Origin of the sequence: Candidatus Laterigemmans baculatus (genome assembly GCF_010367455.1) — a bacterium.
Classification (GTDB): domain Bacteria; phylum Planctomycetota; class Planctomycetia; order Pirellulales; family Pirellulaceae; genus Laterigemmans; species Laterigemmans baculatus.
On sequence record NZ_WRPR01000130.1, the window covers coordinates 1 to 25,491 of the forward strand.

Sequence of the window (25,491 nt, forward strand, 5' to 3'; positions counted from 1 at the left end):
CTTCGGCTTGCCGTTAAACGACTTGGTAGCCAACTGCTGGGCACTGCTGACTTTATGGCAATTCAGCGTAAGAAAGTGGCGCTGTCCAGCTAGCTCCGACGGCTCAACCAGTTACGCCTGGCGGAGCGTCTTGACGATCGGAACGGTCGCAGCCTGGATCGCTGGAGCCACTCCGGCGACCAGCCCCACGACGAGCGACACCACACAGCCGAGAACCGCCAGCTCGAGCGAGGGGCGGAAGGCGATCGTGGCTCCCTCGGCACCGATGGCAAGTCCGCTGGTCGCCAGCACCACCAAGGCCAGCATCGTTCCAGCGGTTCCGCCGAGCACGCACAGAATCGTGCTCTCGGCCAGCACCAACCGCAGCGCCCGCCAGGGACGCACGCCGAGCGTCTGCAGCACCGCGTACTCTTGCAGTCGATCCTGGACCGACATCACCGTCGTGGTCGCGACCAACGAAAGCACCAAACCGACGCAGGCGTAACCCAGCCAATGGGCAAAGCCGATCAGATCGACCAGATCCGAAAGCGTGCTCGCCTGGAAGGCTCCCTTCCGCCGCGTGGTGGTCGCCACCGGTCCGGAGCGGAGCGCGGCATCGATCTCCGCCGCGACTCGATCGGGATCGGCGTCTTCGCTCAACAAAACTTCGTGCTGCGTGACCAACCCCGCGGAGTCGAGCCCCCGCGTGTACTGCAAGAACTCCAAACTGGTGTAGATAAGATTCTCTTCGGCCGGGACCGGCGAGGAGAAGACTCCCGCGACTTGGACCGATAGCTCGCCGATCGAGAACTGGTCACCGACGGCGATTCCCCGCCGCTGGGCCACGTTTCGGCCCACGATCGCCGCGTCCCGCTGGCGGGCGAATCGCTCAAAACTGCCGCTGATCAAATGCAGAGGTCGCGTCGCGCGCAGCTGTTCCGGTGGCGCTCCGTTGAAGACCACGATGTCCATGCTGGCGCGACAGTTGTTGGTCCAGACCTGGATGGGCATCACATCCCGGACCCCGGGAATCTCCCGAATGCGGCGGGCGTAATCCTCCGGCAAGCGGCTGCTGGTCGGACAGAAGCGGTTCTCCTGAAACACGATCAGGCTGCGCTCGGCGTCGGCACCAGAAGTTGAACGCTCGAGCCCCTGCTGCACGGCCCCGACGAAACAGAACACGAACATCGCCACGGCCGCACCGGTGACCGTCAGCATCGTCCGCGTGCGATGCCGCCAGAGGGTTTTGAGGACGTAGTTGAAAAACTTCATGAGACGGCTTTGATCGGTCGCGTGGATTCGGCTTGTTCGACGAATTTGCCGCGGTCCAACCGCAACTGCCGCGAAGCGATGGCCGCCGCCTGATCGTCGTGGGTGACCATCAACAGCGTGATGTTCAGCTCGCGGTTGAGCCGCTGCAGCAGTACCTGGATCTGTTCGGCGGTATCGGCATCTAGACTGCCGGTCGGTTCATCGGCGACGACGACCTTGGGGTGGGCGACGATGGCCCGTGCGATGCCGACCCGCTGTTCCTGCCCTCCCGACAATTGTCGTGGGTAATGGCCCGCGCGGTCCTGAAGTCCCACCGCTTCGAGCGCCAACTCCACCCGTTGCCGCCGCTGTGACGAGGAGAGCGGCAGCAGTAGCGTCGGCAACTCGACGTTCTCATACGCGGTCAACACGGGGATCAAGTTATGAGTCTGGAAGATGTAGCCGAGATTGGCAGCCCGCCAGTCGGCCAAGCGACTTCGCGTCAAGCGGCTGATCTCAACCCCGTCGACGACGATCGTCCCGGCGTCCGGACGGTCGATCCCGCTGATTAGATTCAGCAGCGTGCTTTTTCCAGTCCCGCTCGGCCCCATCAGGGAGACGAACTCCCCGTCGTGGATTTCCAGATCGACCTGATCCAGAGGAGTGATCGTCTCCTCTCCCTTCTTGAAACTTTTACTGACTTGCCTCAATTCGACGAGCGCCATTATCCGTTTCCTCCCACGGTCGGGTCTTCGCCGGTGACCACGAGCCGCTCGCCCGGGGTGAGCTGTTCGAGTCCACTGGCGATCAATTTGTCCGTCACCGTCAATCCGCTGCGGACTTCGATCAATTCGCCCCGCTTTGCCTGGCCCACAGTGATCGATCGCTGCTCGGCGACATCGCTCGCGCCGACAACCCACACCGTCGCTCCGGAAGCACCCGTTTGAACAAAGCGTTCGGGAATGAAGATGCTCTCTCGCGGCGTCTGCTCGTCCGGCGAACGCTCCGACTCTGGAGCGAGAAAAGTCGCGGCCACCAACATGTCGGGACGCACGGCGGCGGGCGGATCTAACAATTCGACTTTCACCTCAAGTGTGTTTTTTTGGATGTTCGCGGTGCTCGTTGCTTGTAACACTCGTCCCTGTATTTTTTCGGCACTCGAGGGAGTTTCGATCTCCACGCGCTGGCCTTGCCGCACCAGCGGCACATCTTCCAAGCGAACATCGGCCCGGACCTGCAACCGCTGCGGGTCGTACATCTCGACCACCGTGCTGGAGCTCTGACCAGCCGTATGCTCCAACCCCATCACGCGGGTTCCCGGGGCAGCGACCAGCCGCAGGATCCGTCCGGCGATTGGCGCGCGGATCGTCGTCCGCTCGAGCATCAGTTCCGCCATCTCCACCTCAAGCCGGGCTTCTTCGCGCAAAGCGGTCGCCGACTCGACTTTCGCGATTGCCTCTTGTACCTGCCGCGACTCCTCGATCAGCAGCTCCCGTTGCTGTTCCAAGGCCTCGACTTTGGCCTGCAAGGCGGCCGTCTCGCGGCGGAGCCGAGGCTCTCGCTGCTGGAGTTCGTCGAGCTCCGCCTGGATCGCTCGCTGTTCGCTCTCGGCCTGTTGCAAAATACGTCCCGAGATCGCCGAGCGGGCAGCCTGTTTGCCTTCCAGATTTTGCTCCGCGTACTCCAACCTTGCTTCGGCCGATTGAATCAAAAAAGGCAGCTTCGCAAGCTCCGATTCGGCCCGCGCCAAGAGACTTTTGGCGTCGGCCACTTGGACGTCGAGATGGAGAGGGTGTTTCAGTCGCAAGCGGGCTGCCTCGAGTTCCGCTTCGGCGCGACGCAGTTCTCCTTGGCGGATGTCCAAGGCCGCCTCGGTTTGCCGCAGGGCCTGTCGAGCATCGATATCGATCAAGCGGGCAATCGGTTGCTCCGCCTGCACTTGCTCGCCTTCGACGACCAACAGCTCTTCGATGACGCCCGGCGCGAGTGCCGCCACGCTGATCGCAGTGGGGCGAGGCTCGATCCAGCCCGCCGCTTGGAACAAAGGCGTTCCGGCTGCTTGGACTTCGCCCCGCGTGACGATCACTGGCAGCACCGTCACCGGCGTCGCAGGCAACATCCGCGCTCCCAGCGCCGCTGCCAACAACCCTACAAAGCCCAGCAGAATCCCCCCCGGCACGGCGTACCGCGAGATCCACTTCCGCCGCCGAGCACGCCCGGAGGGCGGAGCGCTCGAAGATCGCTCCAGAGCCAATTGGCTTAGGTCAACTTGTGGGCTGGACATGGAATTTCTTCAGTGTGCAGTCAGAAATAGAAGAGTGCGATCGCCGGCAGCATACGCCTCTCCACAACACCCTCCCCGCTCGTCCCTCGCGACCCTCCCGGGGGGAGGGTATTAGTTTTGGCGTTACGATTTCACCGCCAACCATTCACTCGCCGGGGCGAATGAAAACCTGGTTCGCCAGGACGGCCAGATTGCCCTGCTCGTCGCGCTCCGCCGCGCCTTTGACCACGACCGTGGAGAGCTCTTCGACTTCGAGCAATTCACGGGCATCGGTAGCCACCGGGTTGCCGCTCTCATCGACGACTTTGACCGTGGCGATGTTGTCTTTCACCTGGTCCTGCTCGCAGCAGTAATCCCAAGGGGTCGCACAACCTTCTTCCGGAGCGCAGTAGGGAACTTTGGGATCGACGATCGTGAAGGCGGCCAGTCCGTCGACGAAGGGTTGGCTCGATCCACCAACGACGCCGACCAACACGACTTCTTCACCATCTTCGACCGACTCCCGCGCCTGCCCCACCGGAACCGCACCGCTCGGCTCGCTCGTGGCAACCACGTGCGGAGCGACGGCGGATGAATCGTCGTGGGACACCGTCGTGGACGGTTCGCTGCAGCCAGCAAACATGGTCAACAATCCGAGGGCGGCCACGGTCATCTTCTGATACATCTCATTCTCCTTCGGGAAACAAACAAAAAAATCTTACACAGTAGAAATCTAATAACTAAATCGCTTTCAAGCTCTCCGCTACCGGCGCCCGCAGCGCCTTGATTGCCGGAGGCAGCGAGCCGACCACGCCGAGCAGCAAGCCCACGCCACATCCGATCAAAATCGCCGTGCTGTCGATTCGCAGCGTAAATGCGCCCATCGTGAAGCGAATCGCTAAACCGTTGAGCAACCACAGCGCGACGGCTCCCGCAAATAGCGACCCGGTGGCTGCGAGCAATACACCTTCCTGAACGATGCTCAGCAGCACCGCGCGGCGGCGGAAGCCGAGCGCTTGTAAAGTTGCGATCTCGCGGGTACGACCAGCCACCGCTCCATACATCATGTTCAATCCGGCAAACACTCCGGCCCCAGCGACCAAAGCCACGACCAGCCACGCCAACATTCGCACCGGTTTGTAATGCTGTTGGAGAGACGCATAGTAAGCGGTCTCACCCACCGCCTGCAGCTCCAAATCGGTTCGTGTCTTGCAAAACAATTGCGCCTCGGCGGGTGAACCGCCGGGGGTGAGCCGCAGCGCCACGAGGCTCAAGTCTTGGCGTTTGGTGGCTTGCTGAAAATCGGCCAGCGGACACCAGATCTCCGATTCATAGGAAGCTCCACCGGCGGTGAAGTGACCGCTGATCCGCCACGTCCGCCCCTCGAACTCAAGCTCGTTACCGATCGCCAGAGCGGAAGCTTCCGCGCCCAATTTGGCCGCCGCCAGTTTTCCCACCAGCACCTCGCCCGAGTCCGGCCAATCGCCGTCGATCACCCTCACCGAACGACGCACCAGCGGCGCCGTGAGACCGACGCCGCGAACCAGTCCCAACCCCGCTCCCGACGCTTCGCCTGCTTCGACGCGTGTCCCCAGATACAGTTCGGGCGAAACGTGCTTGACGCCGAATCGCTCCTGAATGCCTTTCAAATTGGCCGCCAAAAGCCCCGGCGTGCGAGCGGCGATCGCCGAGTTCTCGATGTTCTCGGCGGCGCTGAGCGAATACACCAACACCACATCGCTGTCACCGCTGACCGCCAGGGAGCGTTCGAGTCCGCGGACGAAACCGACGACGACGAACACCAACACGATGACGACCGCCAGCGCGAGCAGCGTCAGAATCGTCCGCACCGGTCGCCGCAGCAGATTGCGAACGCCATATTCCCAGGGCAATAAACGGAACATCGGGTTGGGTGGGTGGAGTGAGATTTTCCAGGGCTTTTGATGCGCGTCTCCGTTGAGCCGTAGGCGCTAGCCTCGGGCCCTTTCCGGTCCGCGCTGGGGGAGAACGTTGCGCTGCAGCGGCACTCGATCACGAGCTCGATCCGTCCAGCGACGCGACGGAACCCGCGGCTAGCGCCGTCGGCTCACCCGCGGCTAGCGTCCGGCGGCTGATGAGCGGACGGTCTCAGCTCAAATCAGCAGCGATTGATGCGCTATCCGCGCAGCGCGGCCATTGAGCAGTTGGCCTGGCGGTGAGAGAGAATGAGCCGCCGCGAAGTCGCGTGGCTCGGCTGCGAGGCTCCCTGAGGCCCCCGAAACCCCGTACGACAGCTCCGCGGCGAAACCCGCTTCGAGAGCGGTCGGCAGCAGATCCGCGTCGCTCTGCAGAATGGCCCCCTCGCAAATGCAACTGCTGCAGCCACAGTCCTGAGGAGCCGACTTGGCCGGACCGCGAGCCGTCTCGACCGACTCGGCCAGTCCAGCGGTGGCCAGTCCAGCGGTGGTTGGGCCCGCTTGCGAAGCGCAGCACGAACAACCGGCTGACGTCGCCGCGAGGGACGCAGCAGCGGCGTTGGGAACAGCCGCGGTGGTCGCTCCACCGCACGCGGCACCGACGGTGCAGCGGAGCGGGCAGACCAGCAGTCCGAGGATCAGGCAGGGGAGGAGGAAGACGCGCCACATACCATCTATCCTACTACGCAACGTCGAGACGGGGCAATTCCGCATGGGAACTCCGGACTCACCCAGAGCGTTTTTTGGGAACTTCCGCTTTGAGCAGCGCCGAATGGATCGCAAACGCCGCCTTGGCTCCTTCGGCGGCGGCGACGATCGTCAGTTGCACTTCGCGCGACGCATCCCCGGCCACGTACAGTCCCGGGATATTCGTCGTTTCATAAGCTCCGGTCGGCACGACCCCGGGTTCGACCAGATTGCAGCCGAGCCGGGTGGCAAGATCCGAGCCGGGCGAGAAAACCGACTTGAAAAACAGCGCGTTGCAAGCCAGCGTCTCACCGCCGACGAAGACCACCCGCTCGAGTTGGCCATCGGTCGATTCGAGGCGTTCGATCGGCTTCTCGGAAACCGGGATATGGGCTTCGCTCAGCCGTTGAAGCTGCTCGCCGGAGAGTTCGGAGGGTCCGTCGGTGCAGAGCACCAGATCGTTGCTCCACGCCGAGAGCTCCAGGGCAAAGCGGAATCCGTCGCGGCCGCGGCCGAAAATCGCTAGCGGCTGATCGCGCTGCTCCCAGCCATCGCAGTAGGGGCAGTGAAAGGCACTCCTGCCATAGATCGCATCGATCCCTTCGATCGCCGGCAACTCCTCTTTCACGCCGGTCGCCAGCAGCAACATGCGCGTGGCATGCGTCTGCCCGTCGGCGAACGTGACTTCGAACCCCCCGTCCAGGCAGCGGGCGTCAACCGCTTCGCCCTCGACGGTTCGGACGTTCGGATAGGCGGCCAATTGCTCGTGGGCATGGCGGCGGAATTCGGCGGGCGAGATCCCATCGCGGGTCAGAAATCCGTGCAGCCACCGGGCTTTCCCGTTGCGGGGTTTGCCCGAGTCGCACAGCAGCACGTCGCGTCGACAGCGGCCGAGAATTAGGGCAGCGCTGAGTCCGGCGGGGCCCCCTCCGACGATAATCACCTCCCACATCCAGCAACTCCCAAGGCAGGGGCGAGCCGGGGGCAGGAGCGCGATTGCCATCCGGCTCAATCACCTCGACGTGAATCCCCATGGCCCCGGGCGGGAGCATTGTAGACGCGTGTCTAGCAGGCGGCCGGTCGGCTCAGGGTTTTCTGCCGGCTTCGAGCGTCACCGGGGACACATACCCCTCGGGCTTGACCGCGAGCACCGAGCAGGTGGCTTCGGCGAGCACTTGCTCGGCCGTATTGCCGATCAAGAAGCCGGCGACCCCGCTCCGGCAGACGGTCCCCAGGACCATCAGATCGGCCTCGATCTCGTCGGCGACGGTGCGAATGGTCTCGGCCGGAACTCCGCGGCGAATGTGCAGTTCGACGCGGTCGGTTGCGGTTCGCAGCGGTTCGAGCAGGGCCTCGAAAGCGGCTCGCAATTCCTGCTCGCGCTGGACGAGCAGCGCGTCGATCTCGGCATCCCCGGCTCGTCGCCGCAGCGACGGTTCCATCCACAAATCCCAGACGCCGACGAGGTGGAGCACGGCATCTTCCCGCCGGCAGATCGCCAACGCCAGCTCCAGAATCTGGAGGTTCAGCGCGCGGTGCTCCTCATCCTCCGCCTCCGGATCGACGGCCGCCAGAACGCAATCGAACGCACCGTGCACGTCGGGCTTGAGAGCCCACACCGGGCAGGGGCAATCGCGGAGCAGCGCCGTCATCACGCTGCCGAATAGCCGCACCAGGGGACGGCGACCGCTGGCGGTTTTGACCACCAAGTCGTGCTGGCCGCGAATCACTTGGCGGATGATCTCGACGGCCGGTTTCCCGATCGCGACGACCACGTCGAAGGTCACGCCCGTATCGGAGTACTCCGAAGCCAACTGCAGCAGTCTCTCGCGAGTCTCGGCGACGACTTCCCGCTCCAACTCGTCGGCCGACGCCAGATCGCTGATCATCCCCCCGCCACGCGGGACGGGCCGCACGACGTCCATGAGGGTCAACGTCGCTCCGTTCTCGATCGCCAGTTGCACCGAGCGGCTCAGCGCCACGTCGAGATTGTCGGTTCCCGTGTACAACAAGATGCGGCTGAAATGATCCATCGCGGATTCCTCAAAAGTTCTCGGCAGTTCAGCCCTGGGTGAGCGAGCCGCATTAGCTGGAATTTCTGACAGAGTCCAATGGACGACGGGGCCGCCGGTGGGTCAAGCCGGCGACCCCGTCACCGTTGGCTGCGTCCCGGCGGAAAATCTCCGGAAGGGTGAAAGAGCCGGAGGCTCACCGGGACGCGAGCGGTGCAAGAACGGGTGCGGAATTCATCGTCGCCGTGCGCTCCGCGAGAGTTGCGCTAGGGCCGCTACTTTCGCGGAGCGAAAGGCGACTATGCGTGCGGTCAGTGGGCGGCCGAGGCGGACGCCTCGGCCGTCCCGCGGCGGCGGGTGCGGCGGCGCGGTCGCGACGAACTCCACTCCTTGGTCAGCGATTCGAAAACCTCGGGCGTTTCGTAGCGAATGATATTCTTGCCCTCGGGCATCGGACCGATCAAACCGCGGAAGACCGGCGCGCCGCGGAGTTCCAAATCGGTGCTGCAGTCGTCGATCCCGATCTGGGTGTGCGATTTGAGCAGCGGCTCAGACGTCGGGTAATCGCGGATCAGCAGGGTGCCGTCGCCGCTGCGGGTGACGACGCGGTAGGTGTCTTTCTTAGCCATGGTGCCTCCGAAGGATGGGCATGCGAGGCGGGTGGATTGGGTCTGCGAGAATCGACCGCCGCAGGATCGCCAAAGCGGCGAGCGGGGGATCGTTTCCAGCCGCGTGGACGGTCTTCCCAACGCATCAGCGAATCCGCCGCCGCCGGCGTGCGACTCTTCGCGAGAATCGTCGTTCGATGCACTTCAGAGACCGCGGCGCTATTGGGGAGGGCCGCGGCTGGAGGAAAGGCATCCAACGGATTTCGGAGTGCAACGGGCGAGGCAGGAAAGCTGTCAGGGCGATGGCCAGGAGGACCGTCCACACTCAAGCGGACTCGGCCGGAGTCAACGAGGCGTCTCGTGCTCCGCAATTAAGCATCGGGCGACGGGCACGAGAAAAGAGAACAAAGCGGGCGAGCCTATCCCGCTGAGAACATCGGGCAGAACGCGAACGGCCGTCGCATGTAGTCTCCAGTGGCTAGATCGTCAGGAGCGTCGCGGCCCGGAGAAACCGGACAGGTGGATCCTTTCCAAGGGCGGGGCGGGCGAGATACCTTGGCCGTACGCTAAATACCCTGGCCGTGCGATACGATCGTGGCCTCCCCGCGGATCCGCGTCTTCCCGCGCTCCTTTCCTCCAACCCCGCACCGGGCCCGAACCCATGGGACCCTCGATCCTGCTCCTCGCTTTCGCTACCCGGTTGCTGGCCTGCGGTTTCGGTTTCGGCCTCGACTTCGGCTCCATCGCGGGCTTCGGCACCTTCGCGGATGCCCAGCCCTTCGCCGATTGGGGCCTCTGGGCTCAGGCGACGCCGACCGCGTCGGATCCGACAGCCGGCGGTCCGGCCGACGAGTCGGGGGACGAGTCGAGCGGGCTGATGCAGATCATCTTCAGCGGCGGGATCGTGGGGCTGTTGATTCTGCTGTTGCTGTTTGCCCTCAGCATTACCGCCGCCTATCTGGTGTTCGACCAGGTCATGACGCTCCGCCGCGGCGAGATCCTCCCCGCCGGGCTGGCCGAAGCGGTCCGCCAGGCGCTGCTGACCGGCCACGTCCAAGAAGCCGATGCCGCCTGCCGCCGCTCGCCGAGCGTGCTCGGCTTCGTCCTCCATAATGGCCTCTCGGAGATGGAGTTCGGCTGGTCGCAGGTGGAAAAGGCGATGGAAGACGCTTTGGCCGAGCAGGCATCCCGGCTGATGCGGCGGATCGAGTACCTCTCGGTGATCGGCAACATCGCGCCGATGGTCGGGTTGCTCGGGACGGTCACTGGCATGATTTTCGCCTTCCAGGAAGTCGCCGGCAGCCAAGGGGCCGCCGGAGCGGGCGATCTGGCCGAAGGAATTTACCAAGCGCTGGTGACCACCGTCGGCGGGCTGATCGTCGCAATCCCCTCGCTCGGCGCGTTTGCGATCTTTCGCAATCGCGTCGACGGGCTGATCGCCGAAGCGGCCTACGAAAGCCAGCACGCCCTCGGGCCGATCAAACGCCGACCGGCCACGCGACGCCCCGCCCCCCCACCGAAGTAAACCGCCATGCGTCTACCGCGAGCGGGCCGCAGCCGCGAGTTGTCGAACAACATGACGCCGATGATCGACGTCGTGTTCCTGCTGATCATCTTCTTCCTGGTCAGCAGCCATCTGGCCAAACAGGAAGCGCGGATTCCGCTGGAGTTGCCCGAAGCAGCCAGCCATCTCCGCGACGACGCTCAGCTCGCCTCTGCCCTGACGATCAACGTCCTGGCCGACGGAAACTGGCAGGTCGCCGGCAATGCGGTCGACGCCCAGTCGCTGGCTGGAATCTTGGCCGACTATCGCGACCGCAACGGCCCCTCGGCGATGGTCCGCGTCCGCACCGACCGCAGCGTTCCCTACGAGCGCGTCGAACCGCTGCTCCGCGAGAGCGCTCGAGCCGGGCTGCCGAACGTGGCGATCGCGGTTTACCAACCGGGCCGATCCGGAGGAGGCGGCTGATGCGACTTCCCCACCATGCCGGCCGCAGCCAGATCGAGCTGAGTTTGACGCCGATGATCGACGTCGTCTTCCTGCTGCTCGTGTTCTTCCTCTGGACCAGCAGCTTTGAGCAACCCGAGTTCGATCTGCCGAGCGCCGTCGCGGAACCGCCCGCCGGCTTGCGGGACCCCAGCGAGGCGCCCCCGCCGCCGGAAGCGTTTGACGAAATCGTGATCCTCGTCCGGGCCACCGAAGGCCAGATCGCTCTGACGATGAACGGCAGCGAAGTCCCCGACGTAGAGACCCTCCGCGGGCGGCTCGCCGAAATCGTCGCCCTCGGAGTCCAGCCTCCGGTGATCGTCGATCCCGAACCGCAAACCCCAGTCGGGCTGGCGATCGACATCTACGACGTCGCCCGCGAAGCCGGACTCGACCAAGTTCTCTTCGCAGCCAATGAATAAGGGGGCGCACCCGATGAACCGCCGCATGAGCACCGCCGCCCGACTGCGAGCGAGCATCCGTTCGACAAACTGGGGGCGGGTATTCTGGGGGCGGGTGAGCTGGACGCGGGTAAGCTGGCGATGGGCCAGCTTCGCTCTGCTGCTGAGTTTCGGTTCGCTCCTCCACAGCAGCCCGAGCTACGCCGCACCCGCTCCGACAGGACGGAGCACGACTGACCGCGACGCGGATCTGATCGCAGCGCTGATCGCAGCCGGGCAAACCGAAGCGGCGGTGGAGATTTGCCAGCGACATTTGGCGGCCAACTCGCCGGGCTCGGCCGCCAATGCCGTTTGGTCGATCCGGCTCTCGGCAGCCCGCGTCGCGGCTTTGCAGGCGGCGGGCGTGGACGACGACGCGGCCTGGGACGCCGCCCGGGAACCGCTCGAGGCCGCCCTCCGTGGATATGAATCGGAGCCGCCAGCGCCGTGGCTCGAGCTGCAACGCTGGCTCGTCTCGCTCGCCCGCAGCCATCAGCGAGCGATGCGGTATCTTGCGAACCCGACCGATGCGGCGGTTCGCGATCGGTTGCTCACGGAGCTGCGAACGACGGTCAAGGGGCTGCGGGCACTCGAGTCGCGGCTCGCCGAAATCATCCCGCTGGCCGATAACGGCCGCTTAGAAACCGCGGCACCGGCGGCCGATTTGATCCATCTGCAGCAGACCGTTCGCCGGCGAATCGTCGAGGCGCTGCTGCTCCGCGCCGACGCCTATCCGGCCGGTTCCGACGACGCGTTGGCCGCGGCGACCGAAGCGGAGCAGTTGGCCGGCTCGTTGCTCGACGCCGGAACCGGGGATCTCGAGTCGCGTGAAGCGGCGGTGCGGACATGGGCCGAAACGCGGCGGCGGTCCGAAAATCCTCAGGCCGCCGTGGAGCTGCTCAACGAGTGGCTCGCCGAGCACGGCTCACTCGCTCCCGAAACGCGGGCCCAACTGGTGCTAGCCGAACTGCAGGCGGGCAACCGCGAGCGGGCCGCCGAGCTGGTGCAGGCCTTCTATGGCGACGATCCGTCCGCCGCCCCAGCATCGACCGAGATGGATTTAGCCCGGCTGCGGTTTCTGCTCGACGGCCAGACCGACTCGACTGCGGATCGCCAGCAGGCCGCGGCCTGGATCGACCAGATCGCACGCCGCTCGGGAGCCTACGCGCGGCGACGGGCGGAAACCGAAGTGCTCCGCGTCGTCCGCGTCCGCCCAAGCGAAGGGAACGCGACCTTGATGGCGGCTCGCGCCGGACAGTTGCTCCGAGAAGGGGGTGAGGCGGCGACGCTCCAGGCCGCGCGGTTGCTCGGCGAGGCCTCGGCCGCGATCGAAGACCCCGCCGACGGCTTTCGCTGGGGACTGCAGTCGGCTGCTGCTTTCGCCAAACTCCAGCGGCACGCCGAGGCCTCGCGGGCCTTCGCCACGACCGCCCTCCGCTGGCCCGAGCAGCCGCAAGCCTCCGCGGTCCATTTCGAAGCGGCTCGCCAGTGGTCGCAGCAGATCGCCCAAACCACCGCCACACCCGAGGGGACAGCGCCCGAGGGCCCAGTGCCCGAGGGGACAGCACCCGCGGATGCCGCCGCCGCGGTCGAGCGACTCGAAGCGATGCTCGTGGAACACCTTCGCCGCTGGCCCGCGACGCCCGAAGCAGAACAAGCTCGCCAGTGGCTGCTGAAACTGTACGAGGCATCGCAGCGGTACGACCGGGCCGCCCGCGTGGTGCTGCAGTTGCCGGCCGATGCGGTCGCTTGGCCCGAGGCGCTCGCCCAAGCGGGACGGCTGTGGCGGCAGGCGCTCGCCGCGACCGAGTCGGCTGAGGCGAGAGCGGAGCTGGCCCGCGAAGCTCTGGCGACGCTCGGGCAAGTCCCCCCGGAGCAGGCCGCGCGGGCGGTGCAAGAGGCGAATTTGATCGCCGCTCTGACGCTCAGCCGCGAGGCCTTGCAGACCGCTTGGCAAGCTCCCCCGCAAGCCTCCACTGTCGCAGGTGACACCGCTGGCGCAGGAGCTGGAGCTGCTTTTGCCAACGATTTGCGGCGGCTTCGGCTCGAAGCGATCGATCCCCGCACGGTCGCCCTCGCGACGAGCAATTTTCAGGACTCGCAGACCGTGATCGAGCTCGCACTGCAGCGACTGCGCGACGACGCTTTGGAAAACCCAGAAGACCGCAGCCGGCTCGCTCGCGGAATGTTGCGGCTGGTCGAAGGGAGCGGCGACAAAGCGGTGACCGAGCACCCACTGGTCGCCGATGCCTTGGCGTTGTCGGGGCAGTGGCAGGAAGCGGCGGCGCGCTGGGAGCGGCTGGCGAGCGATCCGAATCGACGAGACAAGGGTCGCCGCGGCGAGCTGCTCCGCCACGGAGCGGAAGTGCTCGGAAGCCTCGGCGATCCGGCGGCTCAGCGGCGAGCGATCGAGATCTGGAATCGGCTCGCCCAAGGGCTGCCGCAGGGGACCGCTCCCTGGCACGAGGCGAAGCTGGCGGCGGCGCGGCTGCTCGAGAAGACCGGGCAACGCGAGGAAGCGGCCAGGCTCGCCAAGTTCGTGCTTCTGACCCAGCCGCCCGAGGACCCGGCGCTGCGAGCGGAATACCAGCGGTTGGCCAACTGAGTACTGAGGACTGAGTACTGAGTACTGAGTTTCACTCCTTCTCGGCGACGACGAGGAACCCTCCGGCGCGGAGGCTGGGGAACCACCACCGGGCTGGCAACTCGCGATCGCCGCGAACGGTGACGGGGATCGTCCGCGCGACGCGAAAGCCGGCACTCCTCAAGTCGCTCCACAGCTCGCGGCGGGTAAAGCTGTGCAAAAACATGTTGGGCAAGCCGCGGTAGGCGTAGGTGCGGTCACCGAAGTCGGCGTCCGCGTCGCGCCGCGACCTCCACCAGGAGCGGGCCAAGTGCGTCGGGCCTCCCGGCTCTCGCAGCGAGATCGTGCGATTGTGGGCGTGCACGAGGAATCGTCCGCCGGGGGCCAAGATGCGGTGGACATGGGCGAGCGCCGTGCGGCGATTTCGCCGCGAACGAATCATTCCCAAGGTGCTGAACAAGCAGACGGCGTGGGTCACGCTCGCCTCGGCCACGCAGCCGAGCGTCACCAAATTCGCCCGCAGCGGCAGCACGCGATTCGGCTCAGCTTCGACGTGGGGCCGCTCGGACTGGAGCTTGCTTTGCAGCCGCCGCAACATCGCTTGGCTGAGATCGATTGCCAACACGCGGTAGCCGGCGGCGAGCAGCAGCGGATTGGCTCGCCCGGTTCCACAGCCGAGATCGGCGACGAGCGAGGCGGGCGAGGGAGCCGCCGGAAGCAGCTCGCCGATCAGCCGCAGGTCGAGTGCGGTCAGGGCGGTGTCGCGGAGAAATTCGTCGTACGAGTTGGCGATTTCTGGCGCATGGACGTAATCCCAGGTGCCGGGAGCGACGCCCGGCGGCAGCCGCCAGTCGGGGGGACGATGTTGGCGAGGAGCGGAGGGGATTTGCGACACTGCGGGATGCCGGTAGGAGGATGGGCAGGGGCCTAGAGCGATTTTGGCTTGCAAAGCTATAATCCCCGCCCGGCCGGAACCAGGCACTGCGGCGGCGATGCCCCATACAAAGCCAGAGCTTAATGACATAGGATCGGCGGGGCAGGTTGGGAACCGACCCCCACTGCCCCCTCTCTTTTTCCATCGACAGCTTAAATCGTCTGGTCGCTAGCCGCTCCCGCGGTACGGCCGTGACGTTTCTCACGACCTTTATGGAGCTTGGAAGACCATGGCAATTCGAGTCGCGATCAATGGTTTTGGACGCATCGGGCGACTGACGTTCCGCAACCTGATGGCCCGGAGCGACGAATTCGAAGTCGTCTCCGTCAACGACCTGACCGACAACGAAACGCTGGCGATGCTGCTCAAGTACGACAGCATCCACGGACGCTACAACGGGACCGTCAGCTATGACGAAGAATCGTTGATCGTCGACGGCAAGAAGATTCACGCGTTGGCTGAACGCGACCCGAACAAACTGCCTTGGGCCGATCAGAAGATCGACATCGTGATCGAGTCGACCGGCTTCTTCACCGCCCGCGCGACCGACACCAAGCCGGGTTACGACAGCCACCTCAAGGCGGGTGCCAAGAAGGTCGTGCTCAGCGCTCCGGCCAAAGACGGCGCGGACCTGACCTGCGTGATGGGCGTCAACGACGACAAGCTGACCAGCGACCTGAAGTGCGTCAGCAACGCTAGCTGCACGACCAACTGCTTGGCCCCGATCGCCAAGGTCCTGCACGAAACGTTCGGCATCGAGTCGGGCTTGATGACGACCGTGCACGCCTACACCAACGACCAAAAGGTCCAGGACCAGCCGCACGCCGACCTGTACCGCTCGCGGGCGGCCGCCCAAAACATCATTCCGACCACCACCGGTGCGGCGAAAGCCGTCGCCTTGGTGATCCCGGAACTCAAGGGCAAGCTGACCGGGATCGCGATGCGGGTCCCGGTCGCCACCGGCAGCGTCGTCGACCTGACGGCGAACCTCGGCAAAGCCACCGACGCCGCGGCGATCAACGCCGCGATGAAGAAGGCCGCCGAGTCGGGGCCGATGAAGGGCATTCTGTGCTACACCGAAGACCCGATCGTCAGCAGCGACATCATTCACGATCCCCACAGCAGCGTCTTCGCCGCTCCCTTCACCCAGGTCCTGGGCGACAACGGCAAGCTGGTCAAAGTGATCAGCTGGTACGACAACGAATGGGGTTACAGCTGCCGCACGGCCGACCTGGTCGCCAAGCTCGGCAACATGTAAACGAAAATCGTTTAACGGCAAGCCGAAGGCGACTGTGTTTTCAAGCACAGTCGCCTTTTGCATTGGAATGCAACGCCTACGGTTTGCCGGCTCTCAGCCGCCGGGCGCAAGCCCGAACCATTCATCAGCCACCGGGCGCTAGCCCCCGGTTCTCCCACAGCGCTGTGAGAACCGGACGCTAGCGCGTGGCGGCTGATTTCAAGTGAGAACCAGGCGCTAGGCTCTGCCGTCAAAACTGAAGCATCACCCTCCCCCCGGGAGGGTCGGGCCCTCAGGCCCGGGGAGGGACCGCTGAATCTCGCTACGTGGAGGCTCTACGTCGCGTATCACCCTCCCCGCTCGTCCCTCGCGACCCTCCCGGGGGGGGAGAGTGTCGTTACGGGTTTTCTGACAGAGCGTAGCGCGTGGCGGCTGATTTCTTATGACCCATCACACCCGCGCCGGTTGCTGCTGACTGGCGCAGTGAAACGCTCCCAGCCCCCACACCAATTCGCTCGCTTCGAGCGGATAGATCTCCATCCCCGGCATCAGCTCCGTGAGGATCGCCACCGCCCGCTCGTCGGCGGCCGGCTGAGCAAACTGGGGCACGATCACCCGCGAGCCCCCGACGATCAAAAAATTGCAGTAGCTCTCCGGCACCCGCTGACCCTCGATGCGGCGGGGCTCGGGGATCGGCAACCGATGGACTTCGACTTCCGGATCGGTCTGCCGCCCCCAAATCCGCAGCTGGCGGTAGTTCGCTTCGAGCGGTTCATGGTTCGGATCGCTTGCGTCGTCGCAGACCGCGCAAACCACGTTCCGCTCGTCGACAAAACGCGCCAACTGGTCGACGTGCCCGTCGGTATCGTCCCCTTCGAGCCCGCCGCCGTCGATCCACAAAATTTCCGTGATCCCTAAACGCCGATGGAGCTCATGAGCGATCCGCTCTTGATCCCAGCCCGGATTGCGGGTCTCGGTGATCAGACATTCGGGCGTCGTCAGCAACCGCCCCAAGCCGTCGGTTTCGAGCGCTCCCCCCTCGCAGCACAGGGGGCTCTCCTCGCGGCGAATTCGCGGGTCCCGCTGGCGGGCCGAGCGGACGATCCGCTCGGCCGCCGCGGCGTCTCGATCCCAAGGCGGGTACTTACCGCCCCAAGCGTTGTACCGCCAGTCAATTCCGACCACGCTGAGACTCCGGTCCGTGGCACTCTCGTCACCATCGCTCGAATCGATGACGAACGTCGGACCATAGTCGCGGATCCAGCAGTCGTTGGTCGGGCATTCGACGAGCGTCACGCCAACGACTCCGCCGACATGCTTCTCCGCGTCGCCGGCCGCGGCCGGGTCGACCAGGATCTGGACGGGAACGACTTCGGCCGTCGCGCGGACGAAGCGCGCAAACGCAGCCGGCACCCCTTCGAAGTGGCCAGGCCAAGTCTCACGGTTATGGGGCCAGGAGAGCCAGATGGCCGACTGCGGCTCCCACTCGGCGGGCCACCGACGGTGCGTCATCGTGCCGCCCGCCCTTGCAGCGAGGCCCGCCCCTGCAGTGCAGGCTGATCCAGGAACCGCTCGGTCAATCCCCCGTAGGCGTCGATGCGGCGATCGCGGAGGAAAGGCCAGTGGGTGCGGACGACGTCGAGCAGATCCAGATCGCAATCCGCCGTCACGATCTGCTCCGCTTCATGGTCCCCGCGGGCGGCGAGTTGACCGTTGGGGCCGGCGATGAAGGAAGCGCCCCAGAACTGCAGCGGTCCTTCGTGACCCACGCGGTTCGGAGCTCCGACCCACATCCCGTTGGCGATCGCGTGCGACCGCATCATCGTTTCCCAAGCCGAATGCTGGCCCTCGCCAAACTCCGCCTTCTCCTCGTCGATCCAGCCGATCGCGGTCGGATAGAGCAGGATCTCGGCCCCGGCCAAGGCGAACAGCCGAGCCGCTTCGGGATACCACTGATCCCAGCAGACTCCGACGCCCAGTTTGGCGAACCGCGTCTCGATCACGCGGAAGCCGAGGTCGCCGGGGGTGAAGTAGAACTTTTCGTAGTACAGCGGATCGTCCGGGATGTGCATCTTGCGATAGATTCCCGCCATGCTGCCATCGGCGTCCAGGACGACCGCCGTGTTGTGGTACAGCCCGGCGGAGCGTTTTTCGAACATCGAGGCGACGATCACGACTCCCAACCGACCCGCCAGCTCGGCCAACCGATCGGTCGTCGGGCCGGGGATCGATTCCGCCCAACTGAACATCGCATGGTCTTCGGCTTGGCACGGATAGGGGCCGGTGAACAGCTCCTGGAGGCAGACGATCTGCGCTCCATCGGCAGCGGCTTGTTCAATCCGCTCAACAGCCTTATCAACGTTGGCGTCGCGCGAATCGGTGCAGGACATCTGCACCAGGGCAAGTCGAACAGTGCGGGACACGGATAGCCTTCGCGAGAGGAAAGGGAGCGGACCAAGTCAGACAAACCAAAAGCGGCGGAGCGCCATGCTAACCTCTGCTCGGCAAGCGACAAACGCCCGGTAGGACGTCCGGGCTAGCCTACACAAACTCCTACTCGTACTCAGCGAAGCGGTACTCGTACTCGTACTCGAATTCGCGCAGCTACCGATTTCAGTCTCGGGGGATCGAGTACCGCTTCGCTGAGTACGAGTACCGCTGTGCTGAGTACGAGTACCGCTGCGCTGAGTACAAAGACCGCTGCCCCCTCAACCGCCCATCCACCCCCCGCTTAACGATCAATCTCTCCACCGCACCTGCCATATTCCATGATTCTCTTCGTCACCGGCACCGACACTGAAATCGGCAAGACCTACATCGCTTCGAGCCTCGTCCGGCAATGCGTCGGGAGCGGAATCCGCGTCGGCGTCTACAAACCGGTGGCCAGCGGCTGCGAAGTCGATGCTGCGGGCCAATTCGGCCCGGTCGGTCAGTTAGTCAGCGACGACGCCCTCTCGCTCTGGACGGCAGCGGGCCAAACGGAGTCGCTCGAGCGCGTCTGCCCTCAGCGGTTTGCCGCGCCGCTGGCTCCTCCGGCCGCCGCCGCGGCCGAGGGCAAGACGGTCGACCGCCAAGCGATGCTCGACGGCGCCCAGTGGTGGCTCGACCGCTGCGATCTGCTGGTCGTCGAAGGAGCTGGAGGTCTGATGAGCCCGCTGGCCGAGGACTGTTTCAACGCCGACTTGGCCGCCTCACTCCAAGCGACACTCGTCGTCGTCGCGGCTAACCGACTGGGCGTGATCAACCACACCCTGCAAACCTTGATCGCAGCCGAGCACTATCGGCTGCCGGTCGCCGGCATCGTGCTCAACGAAGTGAGCACCGCGAGCGACGCCTCGATCGCCACCAACGCGGCAGCCCTCCGCCGATACGCCCAAGCCCCACTCTGGGCCGAAGTCGCCTGCGGCGGAGAAATCCCGCAGCAGATCGCGGAGAATTTGAAAGCGGCGTTATAGCACGGTGTCCGGTGTCCGGTGTCCGGTGTCCGGTGTCCGGTGTCCGGAAGAAATCAGTCGTACTCGTACTCGTACTCGCTTCTGTCGCTGGGGATTCGAGTACGAGTACGAGTACCGCTTCGCTGAGTACGAGGGCGAGAGAGAAACTCACCCCTTACAGCGACGCTTTGCGGCCGGGGCCTCTTGGCGTGGTCGCTCCGGCCGGGAGGATCTCGCTGGGCGGGGGCAACGACGAGGTGCCCGGCGGGAGGGTGTCGCCGGCGGGAGCGTTGCCAGGAAGATTGCCTGGCACTTCTTGCGCGGGCGACTGCCGCTGTGCCGGTGGCTGTTCGGGACTCGCCGGTACGCGTCCGTCAGCTCCCTCCATATCGACCACCGCGTCGAGCACCAACCGCGCGTCGTACTGGGTGAGCCGTGCGGCCGTTCCGCGGAACCAGCGGAGCAGGGGAGGGGTGTAGCCCGCCGGCATCACCTCGGGGGAACTCGCGTCGGCCCAAGCGGTGCTGACCCACCGCGTCGCTCCTCCGTCGCTTCGCAGCACGTACTCGCCGCCGAGCGGGCACTGCAGCTCGGCGTCGAGGAGCGTTGCTGCCACTTCGGCCGCCGCATCCTGGTCGACCTTCAGCTGCTGCGTGAGCGAATCGAGCAGCCGCGCCCCAGCCAACGAGGTTTGGTAGTTGCGGGCGTAGAGCTGCTCGCTGACCCACTGCTCCAGTTGCGTTCCCTGCAAATTGTCGACGTGCAAGCGGACCTGCGCCGGTTCGACCGCCTCGGCCGCAGCCAGATAAGGAAGCGAGGCGTGGATCACATCGGGCATGAACGAGAGGATACTGAACCCACCGCCTTGGTAGCGATAGACGCCGCCGATCAACCGCGACATGCCGGGGCCCACCGGGCGGCCGTTGCCGAGTCCCAGCGGAAGTTGATCGACGATCCCCGGTTGCGGCCAACCGCCGACATAGGCAGCCAACGATTTGAGCGCCCGGTACTTGTCGAGCAGCCCTTCGATCTCCGCAGGATTCGGCGGCAGCGTGTCTTTGATCGCGGCGAACAGGTGATGCGGCGGAATGCTGCCGCCCATTTGGTCGCTGACGACATGGGCCTGGATCGCTGCGATATCGTCCGGGGCAAAGCGAATTGCCACCCGCGTCGGCGGTCCGAGCTGCTCGGCGATCCAGCCATATTTCTCGGGGACCAGGGGCGCTACTTCGGTGTGGATTTCCAGCCGCTCCCACCCCGCCGCACCCGGCACTTCGACCCGCCGCAGGCCAGCGATGATCGGATCCATCTGCTGCCACTGGCGGCTGTAAAAATCGGCTCGCTCGGCGTACCACGCGGCCTCCTCGGGCGTGACGCCGGTAACTTCCACGTCGGCGATCGGCAGGAACGAACCTCGGCTTCCGCGGCGCGAGTCGATGACTTCAGCACCAGCCACAATCGGACCGCTGCCATCGGGCCGCCGTCCGATCCCCGCCGGCAAAAAGCCCGCTGCGATCAAGGCATCGATCTCGGTCAACCGCTGGCCCTCACCGGCGGCCGCGGTTTGAGCCAGTTGGACCAGCGCGATATCAGCCGTCGCGTAGAGCCGACGCCGCAGCTCGATCTGGTACTGCGGGCTGACCAGTCCCTGCAGAAAGCCGGTCGAGAAAAAGGCGAACATCGTGTAATCCGTCTCGCTCGGCATCAATTCGCGGGCGTAGCGGAATTGCTCGTTGTCGGCCAGCGACGCTCCTCCACGGCCGGTCTCGAGGAACTGCCGCACGAGCGTCTCGGAGGTCGAAACGAAAAAGTATTCCCCATCGTTGACCATGAACGAGCGGACGCGATTATCGGGAGTCGAGAGGAAGCTGACGGTTTTGCCATCGATCTCCACGTCCCGCATCGTCGCCCCGGGAATCGTGCGGGCTGCTTGATTGCGATCGTTCCGCAACGAGGTTCCCAGCAAGAACACGTTTTTGGCCTTCATCAACACGCCGATCGACGGGCCCTCGGTCAAAAACATATCGCTGCCGACGAACGCCATATCGTCGACCACCGTCGGCCCCATCACCCGCGAGAGCTCGGTCGCCTTGAGCACCAATCGGGCTTCGGTTCGCCGCGTCGCTCCATAGTCGAAACCGCGGAGCGTCACCATCCGCGTGATGTCGCCCCCGTACTGGTTGCTCAAATCGCGAAACCACAAGTAGTTGGTGAACGATCCGAAGCGGAGATAAAAACAGTCGGCCGGCACGCGGCTGGCGATCGGTTCGACCGCGACGTCCGAGACAATCGGAGGCGGAGGCAATTGCCACTGGGGTGGCGCCGGCACGGGCAGATCGGCCGAGGCGTCGCGTTCGGTATCGCCCTGAGCCACGCGCTCGAGGACGCGGTTCCGCATCTGCTCGGTCCCCGCGACCAGCTCGAGCGTCGTCGCAATCGAGGTCGCCTCCTCACCCGCATCGGCCTGCAGTTCCTCCGGAAGCGGCAGAGCGAGGCGGCCGGAGAGCATAGCGGCCAGATAGGTCTCGACCAGCGGAGGGTAATCGCCGTTGCGAATGTTCCGCGCGACCGACTCGGTGTAGACGCTCCACCAATCGAGCAGCGCCGTGCGGTGCGGATCACCACCGCGGACGGCCCCACCACCGAGGGGAGCCCCACCACCGCGGGCAGAGCCAGCTTGAGGAGTGATCGTCACTCGAGTCCGATGGGCGTCGCCGAGAACCGCCGTAAAGGGTTCGCTGCCGCGGAACAGGAACCACACGTCGTGCGCCACCGTGCGTTCCACTTCCTCGCTCTGCAGCAGCCGAACCGCATTGGTGATCCGCCCGAGCAGTCGCCCTTCTCCGACGCCACGCCCCGGAGGGATATCGACCAGCGGCGGGCCGCTGCGACGGGTCTCGGTGAGCGACCGCGTGGCCGGATAATAGACGCGTCCCTCGGCGTCGGTGACCGAGACACTTTGGTGCGCCGCCCCCGATTCTCCCGACTGGCTCGGCAGCCGAACCCGAGCCACGCCGAACGGCTCCCCGGCGATCGCCAGGACTGAAATCGGCTCTTGCCCCAGGGCCGCGGGAAGCACGGCCAACGGCCCGATCAGCAGCAAAACAAAGCGAATCAACATCTGCAGACGTCTATCCTAGGAACGATCCTGAGCACCCACGCAAGACAACCCAACCAGCCCCCGTTCCATCGTAGGCATTTGCAGCGCCAGGCGTTAGGCGTTTGGACGCATCACCCTCCCCCCGGGAGGGCAGGAGGGAAGCCTGACGTACGCCAGTTCTTTGAGCCGTAGGCGCTAGCCTCGGGTCCATTTCGGTCGGTGCCGTGGGAAAACTCTTCGCCGTAGCAGCGTCCCACTACAGGCTCGATCCGGTCGCCAGCGCGACGGAACCCGCGGCTAGCGCCGTCGGCTCACAGGGGATCTGGCCTAGCGCGGTCGGCGCATGGCCGAAAATGGCTCCGTTTTGTTAAGATCGCTTTCCGCACACTCTAGAAACCTCGTCCCACTGCCTTGAGGAGACCGCGTGGCCAGCCCTTCGCGTAGCGGCGTTTTTGATTCGGCTTCGGACCGCCGCGTCGAACAATTCTGCGAGAGCATCAGCTTTGATTCACGGCTGTACGAAGACGACATTCGCGGCTCGATCGCCCATGCCGAGATGCTCGCCGCCCGGGGGCTGATCTCGAGCGAAGAGCGGGACCAAATCGTCGTCGCCCTCGGCGAGATCCGCCGCGAGCTGGAAGCCGGCTCGATGGAGTTCCGGATCGAGCTCGAGGACATCCACATGCACGTCGAGCAGGCACTGATCGACCGCCTGGGGGACATCGGCCGCAAACTGCACACGGCGCGGAGCCGCAACGATCAGATCTCGACCGACTTTCGGCTCTGGGTCCGCGGAGCGATCGACCGGATCGAAGGGCGGCTGGTCGACCTGCAGCGTGCTTTCCTCAGCCGCTGCGACGACGACTTCGAGATCATCCTGCCGGCCTACACGCACATGCAACGGGCCCAGCCGGTGCTGGCTCCCCACTACTGGCTGGCCTACATCGAAAAGTTCGAACGGGACCGCCAGCGGTTGCTCGACTGCCGCCGCCGCGTGAACCAATCGGCCCTCGGCGTGGCCGCCGTCGCCGGTTCGACGCTGGACATCGACCGCGAAGCGACCGCTCGCCAGCTCGGCTTCGACGGCTTCACCGCCAACAGCCTCGACACCAGCAGTGACCGGGATTTCGCCATCGAAGCCGCCTTCTGCCTCTCGATGATCGCGACCCACCTGAGCGGCTGGGCCGAAGAGTGGATCTTGTGGAGCACCGTCGAGTTCGGCTTTCTGAAGATCCCCCACGCGTTCTGCACCGGCAGCAGCATCATGCCGCAGAAGGTCAATCCCGACGTGCTGGAATTGACTCGCGGGAAGACCGCTCGCGTGATCGGCAATCTGCAAACCTTGCTCGTGCTCGTCAAAGGTTTGCCGCTGGCCTACAACCGCGACCTCCAAGAAGACAAACCGCCAGTCTTCGATTCGTTCGACACGGTCGACGCCTGCCTGGAGCTGGCCGCTCCGATCGTTGCAGGGGCCGAGCTGCGTCCCGAATCGATCCGAGCTCGGCTCGAGGAAGGCTACCTCGACGCCACGACGCTGATGGAATACCTGATCCGCCGCGGGCTGCCCCAGCGCCGCGCCCACCATCTGGTCGGTGGGATCGTCGGCGAGGCGATGCGGCGCGGCGTTCCGCTCAAAGAGCTCACGCTCGAAGAGCTGCGAGCCCACGACCCCCAGATCGACGCCTCGGTCGCCGACGTGCTGGGCGTCGATAACGCGGTGCGAGCCTTCGTCAGCCCCGGCTCAAGCGCCCCGGACCAGGTCCGCCAGCAAATCGACGCCTGGAAAACGAGACTGGGATAGAGGTTTCCCGTTTCCTGAATGGTGGCCACGGAAGGACACGGAAACGCACGGAAAACGGTAGGACCGCAGATAGCACGGAGTACGCGGATAAAAGGGAAGACCAACAGCCAATGATCCGTGGTATCTGCGCTATCCGCGGTTCAACTCCCTTTCCTTCGTGCTCTTCGTGGTTCCCCAATGACACGAATTAGACGATTGGTGGCCACCGAAGGACACTGAAACGCACGGAAAACGGAAGGACCGCAGATCGCACGGAGAACACGGATAAGAGGGAAGACCAACAGCCAACGATCCGTGGTATCTGCGCTATCCGCGGTTCAACTCCCTTTCCTTCGTGCTCTTCGTGGTTCCCCAATGACACGAATTAGACGATTGGTGGCCACCGAAGGACACTGAAACGCACGGAAAACGGAAGGACCGCAGATAGCACGGAGTACGCGGATAAGAGGGAAGACCAACAGCCAATGATCCGTGGTATCTGCGCTATCCGCGGTTCAACTCCCCTTCCTTCCTTCGTGCTCTTCGTGGTTCCCCAATGACACGAATTAGACGAATCGTGGCCGCGGAAGGACACGGAAACGCACGGAAAGGGGAGGGACCGCAGATAGCACGGAGTACGCGGATAAGAGGGAAGACCAACAGCCAATGATCCGTGGTATCTGCGCTATCCGCGGTTCAACGCCCCACCCGTCCTTCGTGCTCTTCGTGGTTCCCCAATGACACGAATTAGACGATTGGTGGCCACCGAAGGACACGGAAACGCACGGAAAACGGTAGGACCGCAGATAGCACGGAGTACGCGGATGAAGAGGGAGATTAATAGTCAATAATCCGTGGTATCTGCGCGATCCGCGGTTCAACTCCCTTTCCTTCGTGCGCTTCGTGGTTCCCTAATTACACGAATTAGACGATTGGTGGCCACCGAAGGACACGGAAACGCACGGAAAACGGAAGGACCGCAGATAGCGCGGAGTACGCAGATGAAGAGGGAGATTAGTAGCCAATGATCCGTGGTATCTGCGCTATCCGCGGTTCAACTCCCTTTCCTTCGTGCGCTTCGTGGTTCCCCAATGACACGAACTAGACGATTGGTGGCCGCGGAAGGACACGGAAACGCACGGAAAACGGTAGGACCGCAGATAGCACGGAGAACGCGGATAAGAGGGAAGACCAACAGCCAATGATCCGTGGTATCTGCGCTATCCGCGGTTCAACTCCC

Annotated in this window: 20 protein-coding genes; 7 read left to right on the plus strand and 13 right to left on the minus strand. The window is 64.7% G+C overall.

Translation table 11 applies throughout. From position 1 onward, the window contains the following. Positions 1-111 precede the first annotated feature (111 nt). The 9 genes from GNK13_RS19580 to GNK13_RS19620 form a co-directional block, all read right to left on the minus strand. Positions 112-1,251, minus strand: a complete 1,140-nt coding sequence (locus GNK13_RS19580; protein ID WP_164104254.1) for an ABC transporter permease — start codon at positions 1,249-1,251, stop codon at positions 112-114. Beyond that, complete coding sequence (locus GNK13_RS19585) at positions 1,248-1,955, minus strand: ABC transporter ATP-binding protein (protein WP_164104255.1); 708 nt, start codon at positions 1,953-1,955, stop codon at positions 1,248-1,250. Before GNK13_RS19585 ends, GNK13_RS19580 begins: the two co-directional genes overlap by 4 nt. Further along, positions 1,955-3,514: an HlyD family efflux transporter periplasmic adaptor subunit gene (locus GNK13_RS19590; protein WP_164104256.1), complete on the minus strand. Its 1,560-nt coding sequence runs from the start codon at positions 3,512-3,514 to the stop codon at positions 1,955-1,957. The genes GNK13_RS19585 and GNK13_RS19590 overlap by 1 nt, the downstream gene beginning before the upstream one ends. A gap of 145 nt (positions 3,515-3,659) precedes the next feature. After that, positions 3,660-4,178: a hypothetical protein gene (locus GNK13_RS19595; protein WP_235935346.1), complete on the minus strand. Its 519-nt coding sequence runs from the start codon at positions 4,176-4,178 to the stop codon at positions 3,660-3,662. A 55-nt stretch (positions 4,179-4,233) separates the two neighbouring features. Continuing rightward, a complete protein-coding gene (locus GNK13_RS19600; protein ID WP_164104257.1) occupies positions 4,234-5,397 on the minus strand; it encodes an ABC transporter permease in 1,164 nt (387 codons plus the stop codon). Between the two features lie 228 nt (positions 5,398-5,625). Continuing rightward, positions 5,626-6,117 carry a hypothetical protein gene (locus tag GNK13_RS19605; RefSeq protein ID WP_164104258.1) on the minus strand — a complete coding sequence of 164 codons (492 nt, stop codon included), beginning with the start codon at positions 6,115-6,117 and terminating at the stop codon, positions 5,626-5,628. A gap of 58 nt (positions 6,118-6,175) precedes the next feature. Continuing rightward, positions 6,176-7,138 carry an NAD(P)/FAD-dependent oxidoreductase gene (locus GNK13_RS19610; protein WP_203329158.1) on the minus strand — a complete coding sequence of 321 codons (963 nt, stop codon included), beginning with the start codon at positions 7,136-7,138 and terminating at the stop codon, positions 6,176-6,178. A gap of 82 nt (positions 7,139-7,220) precedes the next feature. Further along, entirely contained in the window at positions 7,221-8,168 is a 948-nt protein-coding gene (locus GNK13_RS19615; protein WP_164104259.1) for a universal stress protein, read from the minus strand. A gap of 290 nt (positions 8,169-8,458) precedes the next feature. Beyond that, positions 8,459-8,776 carry a hypothetical protein gene (locus GNK13_RS19620; RefSeq protein WP_164104260.1) on the minus strand — a complete coding sequence of 106 codons (318 nt, stop codon included), beginning with the start codon at positions 8,774-8,776 and terminating at the stop codon, positions 8,459-8,461. 640 nt (positions 8,777-9,416) lie between these two features. Between GNK13_RS19620 and GNK13_RS19625 the strand changes: the two genes are divergently transcribed. From GNK13_RS19625 to GNK13_RS19640, 4 genes are read left to right on the plus strand one after another with little or no spacing between them, the layout of a single operon-like run. Continuing rightward, a complete protein-coding gene (locus GNK13_RS19625; protein ID WP_164104261.1) occupies positions 9,417-10,280 on the plus strand; it encodes a MotA/TolQ/ExbB proton channel family protein in 864 nt (287 codons plus the stop codon). Positions 10,281-10,286: 6 nt separating this feature from the next. After that, the gene (locus GNK13_RS19630; RefSeq protein WP_164104262.1) at positions 10,287-10,724 is read left to right on the plus strand and encodes an ExbD/TolR family protein; all 438 of its coding nucleotides are present in this window, start codon (positions 10,287-10,289) and stop codon (positions 10,722-10,724) included. Beyond that, a complete protein-coding gene (locus GNK13_RS19635; RefSeq protein ID WP_164104263.1) occupies positions 10,724-11,164 on the plus strand; it encodes a biopolymer transporter ExbD in 441 nt (146 codons plus the stop codon). Before GNK13_RS19630 ends, GNK13_RS19635 begins: the two co-directional genes overlap by 1 nt. 13 nt (positions 11,165-11,177) lie before the next feature. Further along, complete coding sequence (locus GNK13_RS19640) at positions 11,178-13,787, plus strand: hypothetical protein (RefSeq protein ID WP_164104264.1); 2,610 nt, start codon at positions 11,178-11,180, stop codon at positions 13,785-13,787. A 31-nt stretch (positions 13,788-13,818) separates the two neighbouring features. Here GNK13_RS19640 and GNK13_RS19645 read toward each other — a convergent pair whose 3' ends face one another. Then, complete coding sequence (locus GNK13_RS19645; RefSeq protein WP_164104265.1) at positions 13,819-14,661, minus strand: class I SAM-dependent methyltransferase; 843 nt, start codon at positions 14,659-14,661, stop codon at positions 13,819-13,821. A 268-nt stretch (positions 14,662-14,929) separates the two neighbouring features. On the opposite strand from GNK13_RS19645, the gene gap reads away from it, so the two are divergent. Continuing rightward, positions 14,930-15,958 (plus strand): type I glyceraldehyde-3-phosphate dehydrogenase, encoded by a 1,029-nt coding sequence (gap, locus tag GNK13_RS19650; protein WP_164104266.1) that lies wholly within the window; start codon positions 14,930-14,932, stop codon positions 15,956-15,958. 429 nt (positions 15,959-16,387) lie between these two features. Here the strand turns inward: gap and GNK13_RS19655 are convergent, their stop codons facing one another. Then, complete coding sequence (locus tag GNK13_RS19655) at positions 16,388-17,449, minus strand: agmatine deiminase family protein (protein WP_164104267.1); 1,062 nt, start codon at positions 17,447-17,449, stop codon at positions 16,388-16,390. Further along, positions 17,446-18,360: a carbon-nitrogen hydrolase gene (locus GNK13_RS19660; protein ID WP_164104268.1), complete on the minus strand. Its 915-nt coding sequence runs from the start codon at positions 18,358-18,360 to the stop codon at positions 17,446-17,448. The genes GNK13_RS19655 and GNK13_RS19660 overlap by 4 nt, the downstream gene beginning before the upstream one ends. 345 nt (positions 18,361-18,705) lie before the next feature. Between GNK13_RS19660 and bioD the strand changes: the two genes are divergently transcribed. After that, entirely contained in the window at positions 18,706-19,392 is a 687-nt protein-coding gene (bioD, locus tag GNK13_RS19665) for a dethiobiotin synthase (RefSeq protein ID WP_164104269.1), read from the plus strand. A gap of 154 nt (positions 19,393-19,546) precedes the next feature. Here the strand turns inward: bioD and GNK13_RS19670 are convergent, their stop codons facing one another. After that, the gene (locus GNK13_RS19670; RefSeq protein ID WP_164104270.1) at positions 19,547-22,492 is read right to left on the minus strand and encodes a hypothetical protein; all 2,946 of its coding nucleotides are present in this window, start codon (positions 22,490-22,492) and stop codon (positions 19,547-19,549) included. A 403-nt stretch (positions 22,493-22,895) separates the two neighbouring features. Between GNK13_RS19670 and argH the strand changes: the two genes are divergently transcribed. Then, the gene (gene argH, locus GNK13_RS19675; RefSeq protein WP_164104271.1) at positions 22,896-24,272 is read left to right on the plus strand and encodes an argininosuccinate lyase; all 1,377 of its coding nucleotides are present in this window, start codon (positions 22,896-22,898) and stop codon (positions 24,270-24,272) included. Positions 24,273-25,491: the final 1,219 nt, after the last annotated feature.

Excerpts from the sequence above, each read along its gene's own strand:
- GNK13_RS19610 (WP_203329158.1), bottom strand. The coding sequence starts at position 7,138 with ATGGCAATCGCGCTCCTGCCCCCGGCTCGCCCCTGCCTTGGGAGTTGC.
- bioD (WP_164104269.1), top strand. The coding sequence starts at position 18,706 with ATGATTCTCTTCGTCACCGGCACCGACACTGAAATCGGCAAGACCTAC.
- GNK13_RS19630 (WP_164104262.1), top strand. The coding sequence starts at position 10,287 with ATGCGTCTACCGCGAGCGGGCCGCAGCCGCGAGTTGTCGAACAACATG.
- GNK13_RS19605 (WP_164104258.1), bottom strand. The coding sequence starts at position 6,117 with ATGTGGCGCGTCTTCCTCCTCCCCTGCCTGATCCTCGGACTGCTGGTC.
- GNK13_RS19640 (WP_164104264.1), top strand. The coding sequence starts at position 11,178 with ATGAACCGCCGCATGAGCACCGCCGCCCGACTGCGAGCGAGCATCCGT.
- GNK13_RS19635 (WP_164104263.1), top strand. The coding sequence starts at position 10,724 with ATGCGACTTCCCCACCATGCCGGCCGCAGCCAGATCGAGCTGAGTTTG.
- gap (WP_164104266.1), top strand. The coding sequence starts at position 14,930 with ATGGCAATTCGAGTCGCGATCAATGGTTTTGGACGCATCGGGCGACTG.
- GNK13_RS19625 (WP_164104261.1), top strand. The coding sequence starts at position 9,417 with ATGGGACCCTCGATCCTGCTCCTCGCTTTCGCTACCCGGTTGCTGGCC.
- GNK13_RS19590 (WP_164104256.1), bottom strand. The coding sequence starts at position 3,514 with ATGTCCAGCCCACAAGTTGACCTAAGCCAATTGGCTCTGGAGCGATCT.
- GNK13_RS19585 (WP_164104255.1), bottom strand. The coding sequence starts at position 1,955 with ATGGCGCTCGTCGAATTGAGGCAAGTCAGTAAAAGTTTCAAGAAGGGA.
- GNK13_RS19655 (WP_164104267.1), bottom strand. The coding sequence starts at position 17,449 with ATGACGCACCGTCGGTGGCCCGCCGAGTGGGAGCCGCAGTCGGCCATC.
- GNK13_RS19620 (WP_164104260.1), bottom strand. The coding sequence starts at position 8,776 with ATGGCTAAGAAAGACACCTACCGCGTCGTCACCCGCAGCGGCGACGGC.
- GNK13_RS19600 (WP_164104257.1), bottom strand. The coding sequence starts at position 5,397 with ATGTTCCGTTTATTGCCCTGGGAATATGGCGTTCGCAATCTGCTGCGG.
- GNK13_RS19580 (WP_164104254.1), bottom strand. The coding sequence starts at position 1,251 with ATGAAGTTTTTCAACTACGTCCTCAAAACCCTCTGGCGGCATCGCACG.
- GNK13_RS19615 (WP_164104259.1), bottom strand. The coding sequence starts at position 8,168 with ATGGATCATTTCAGCCGCATCTTGTTGTACACGGGAACCGACAATCTC.
- GNK13_RS19595 (WP_235935346.1), bottom strand. The coding sequence starts at position 4,178 with ATGTATCAGAAGATGACCGTGGCCGCCCTCGGATTGTTGACCATGTTT.
- GNK13_RS19670 (WP_164104270.1), bottom strand. The coding sequence starts at position 22,492 with ATGTTGATTCGCTTTGTTTTGCTGCTGATCGGGCCGTTGGCCGTGCTT.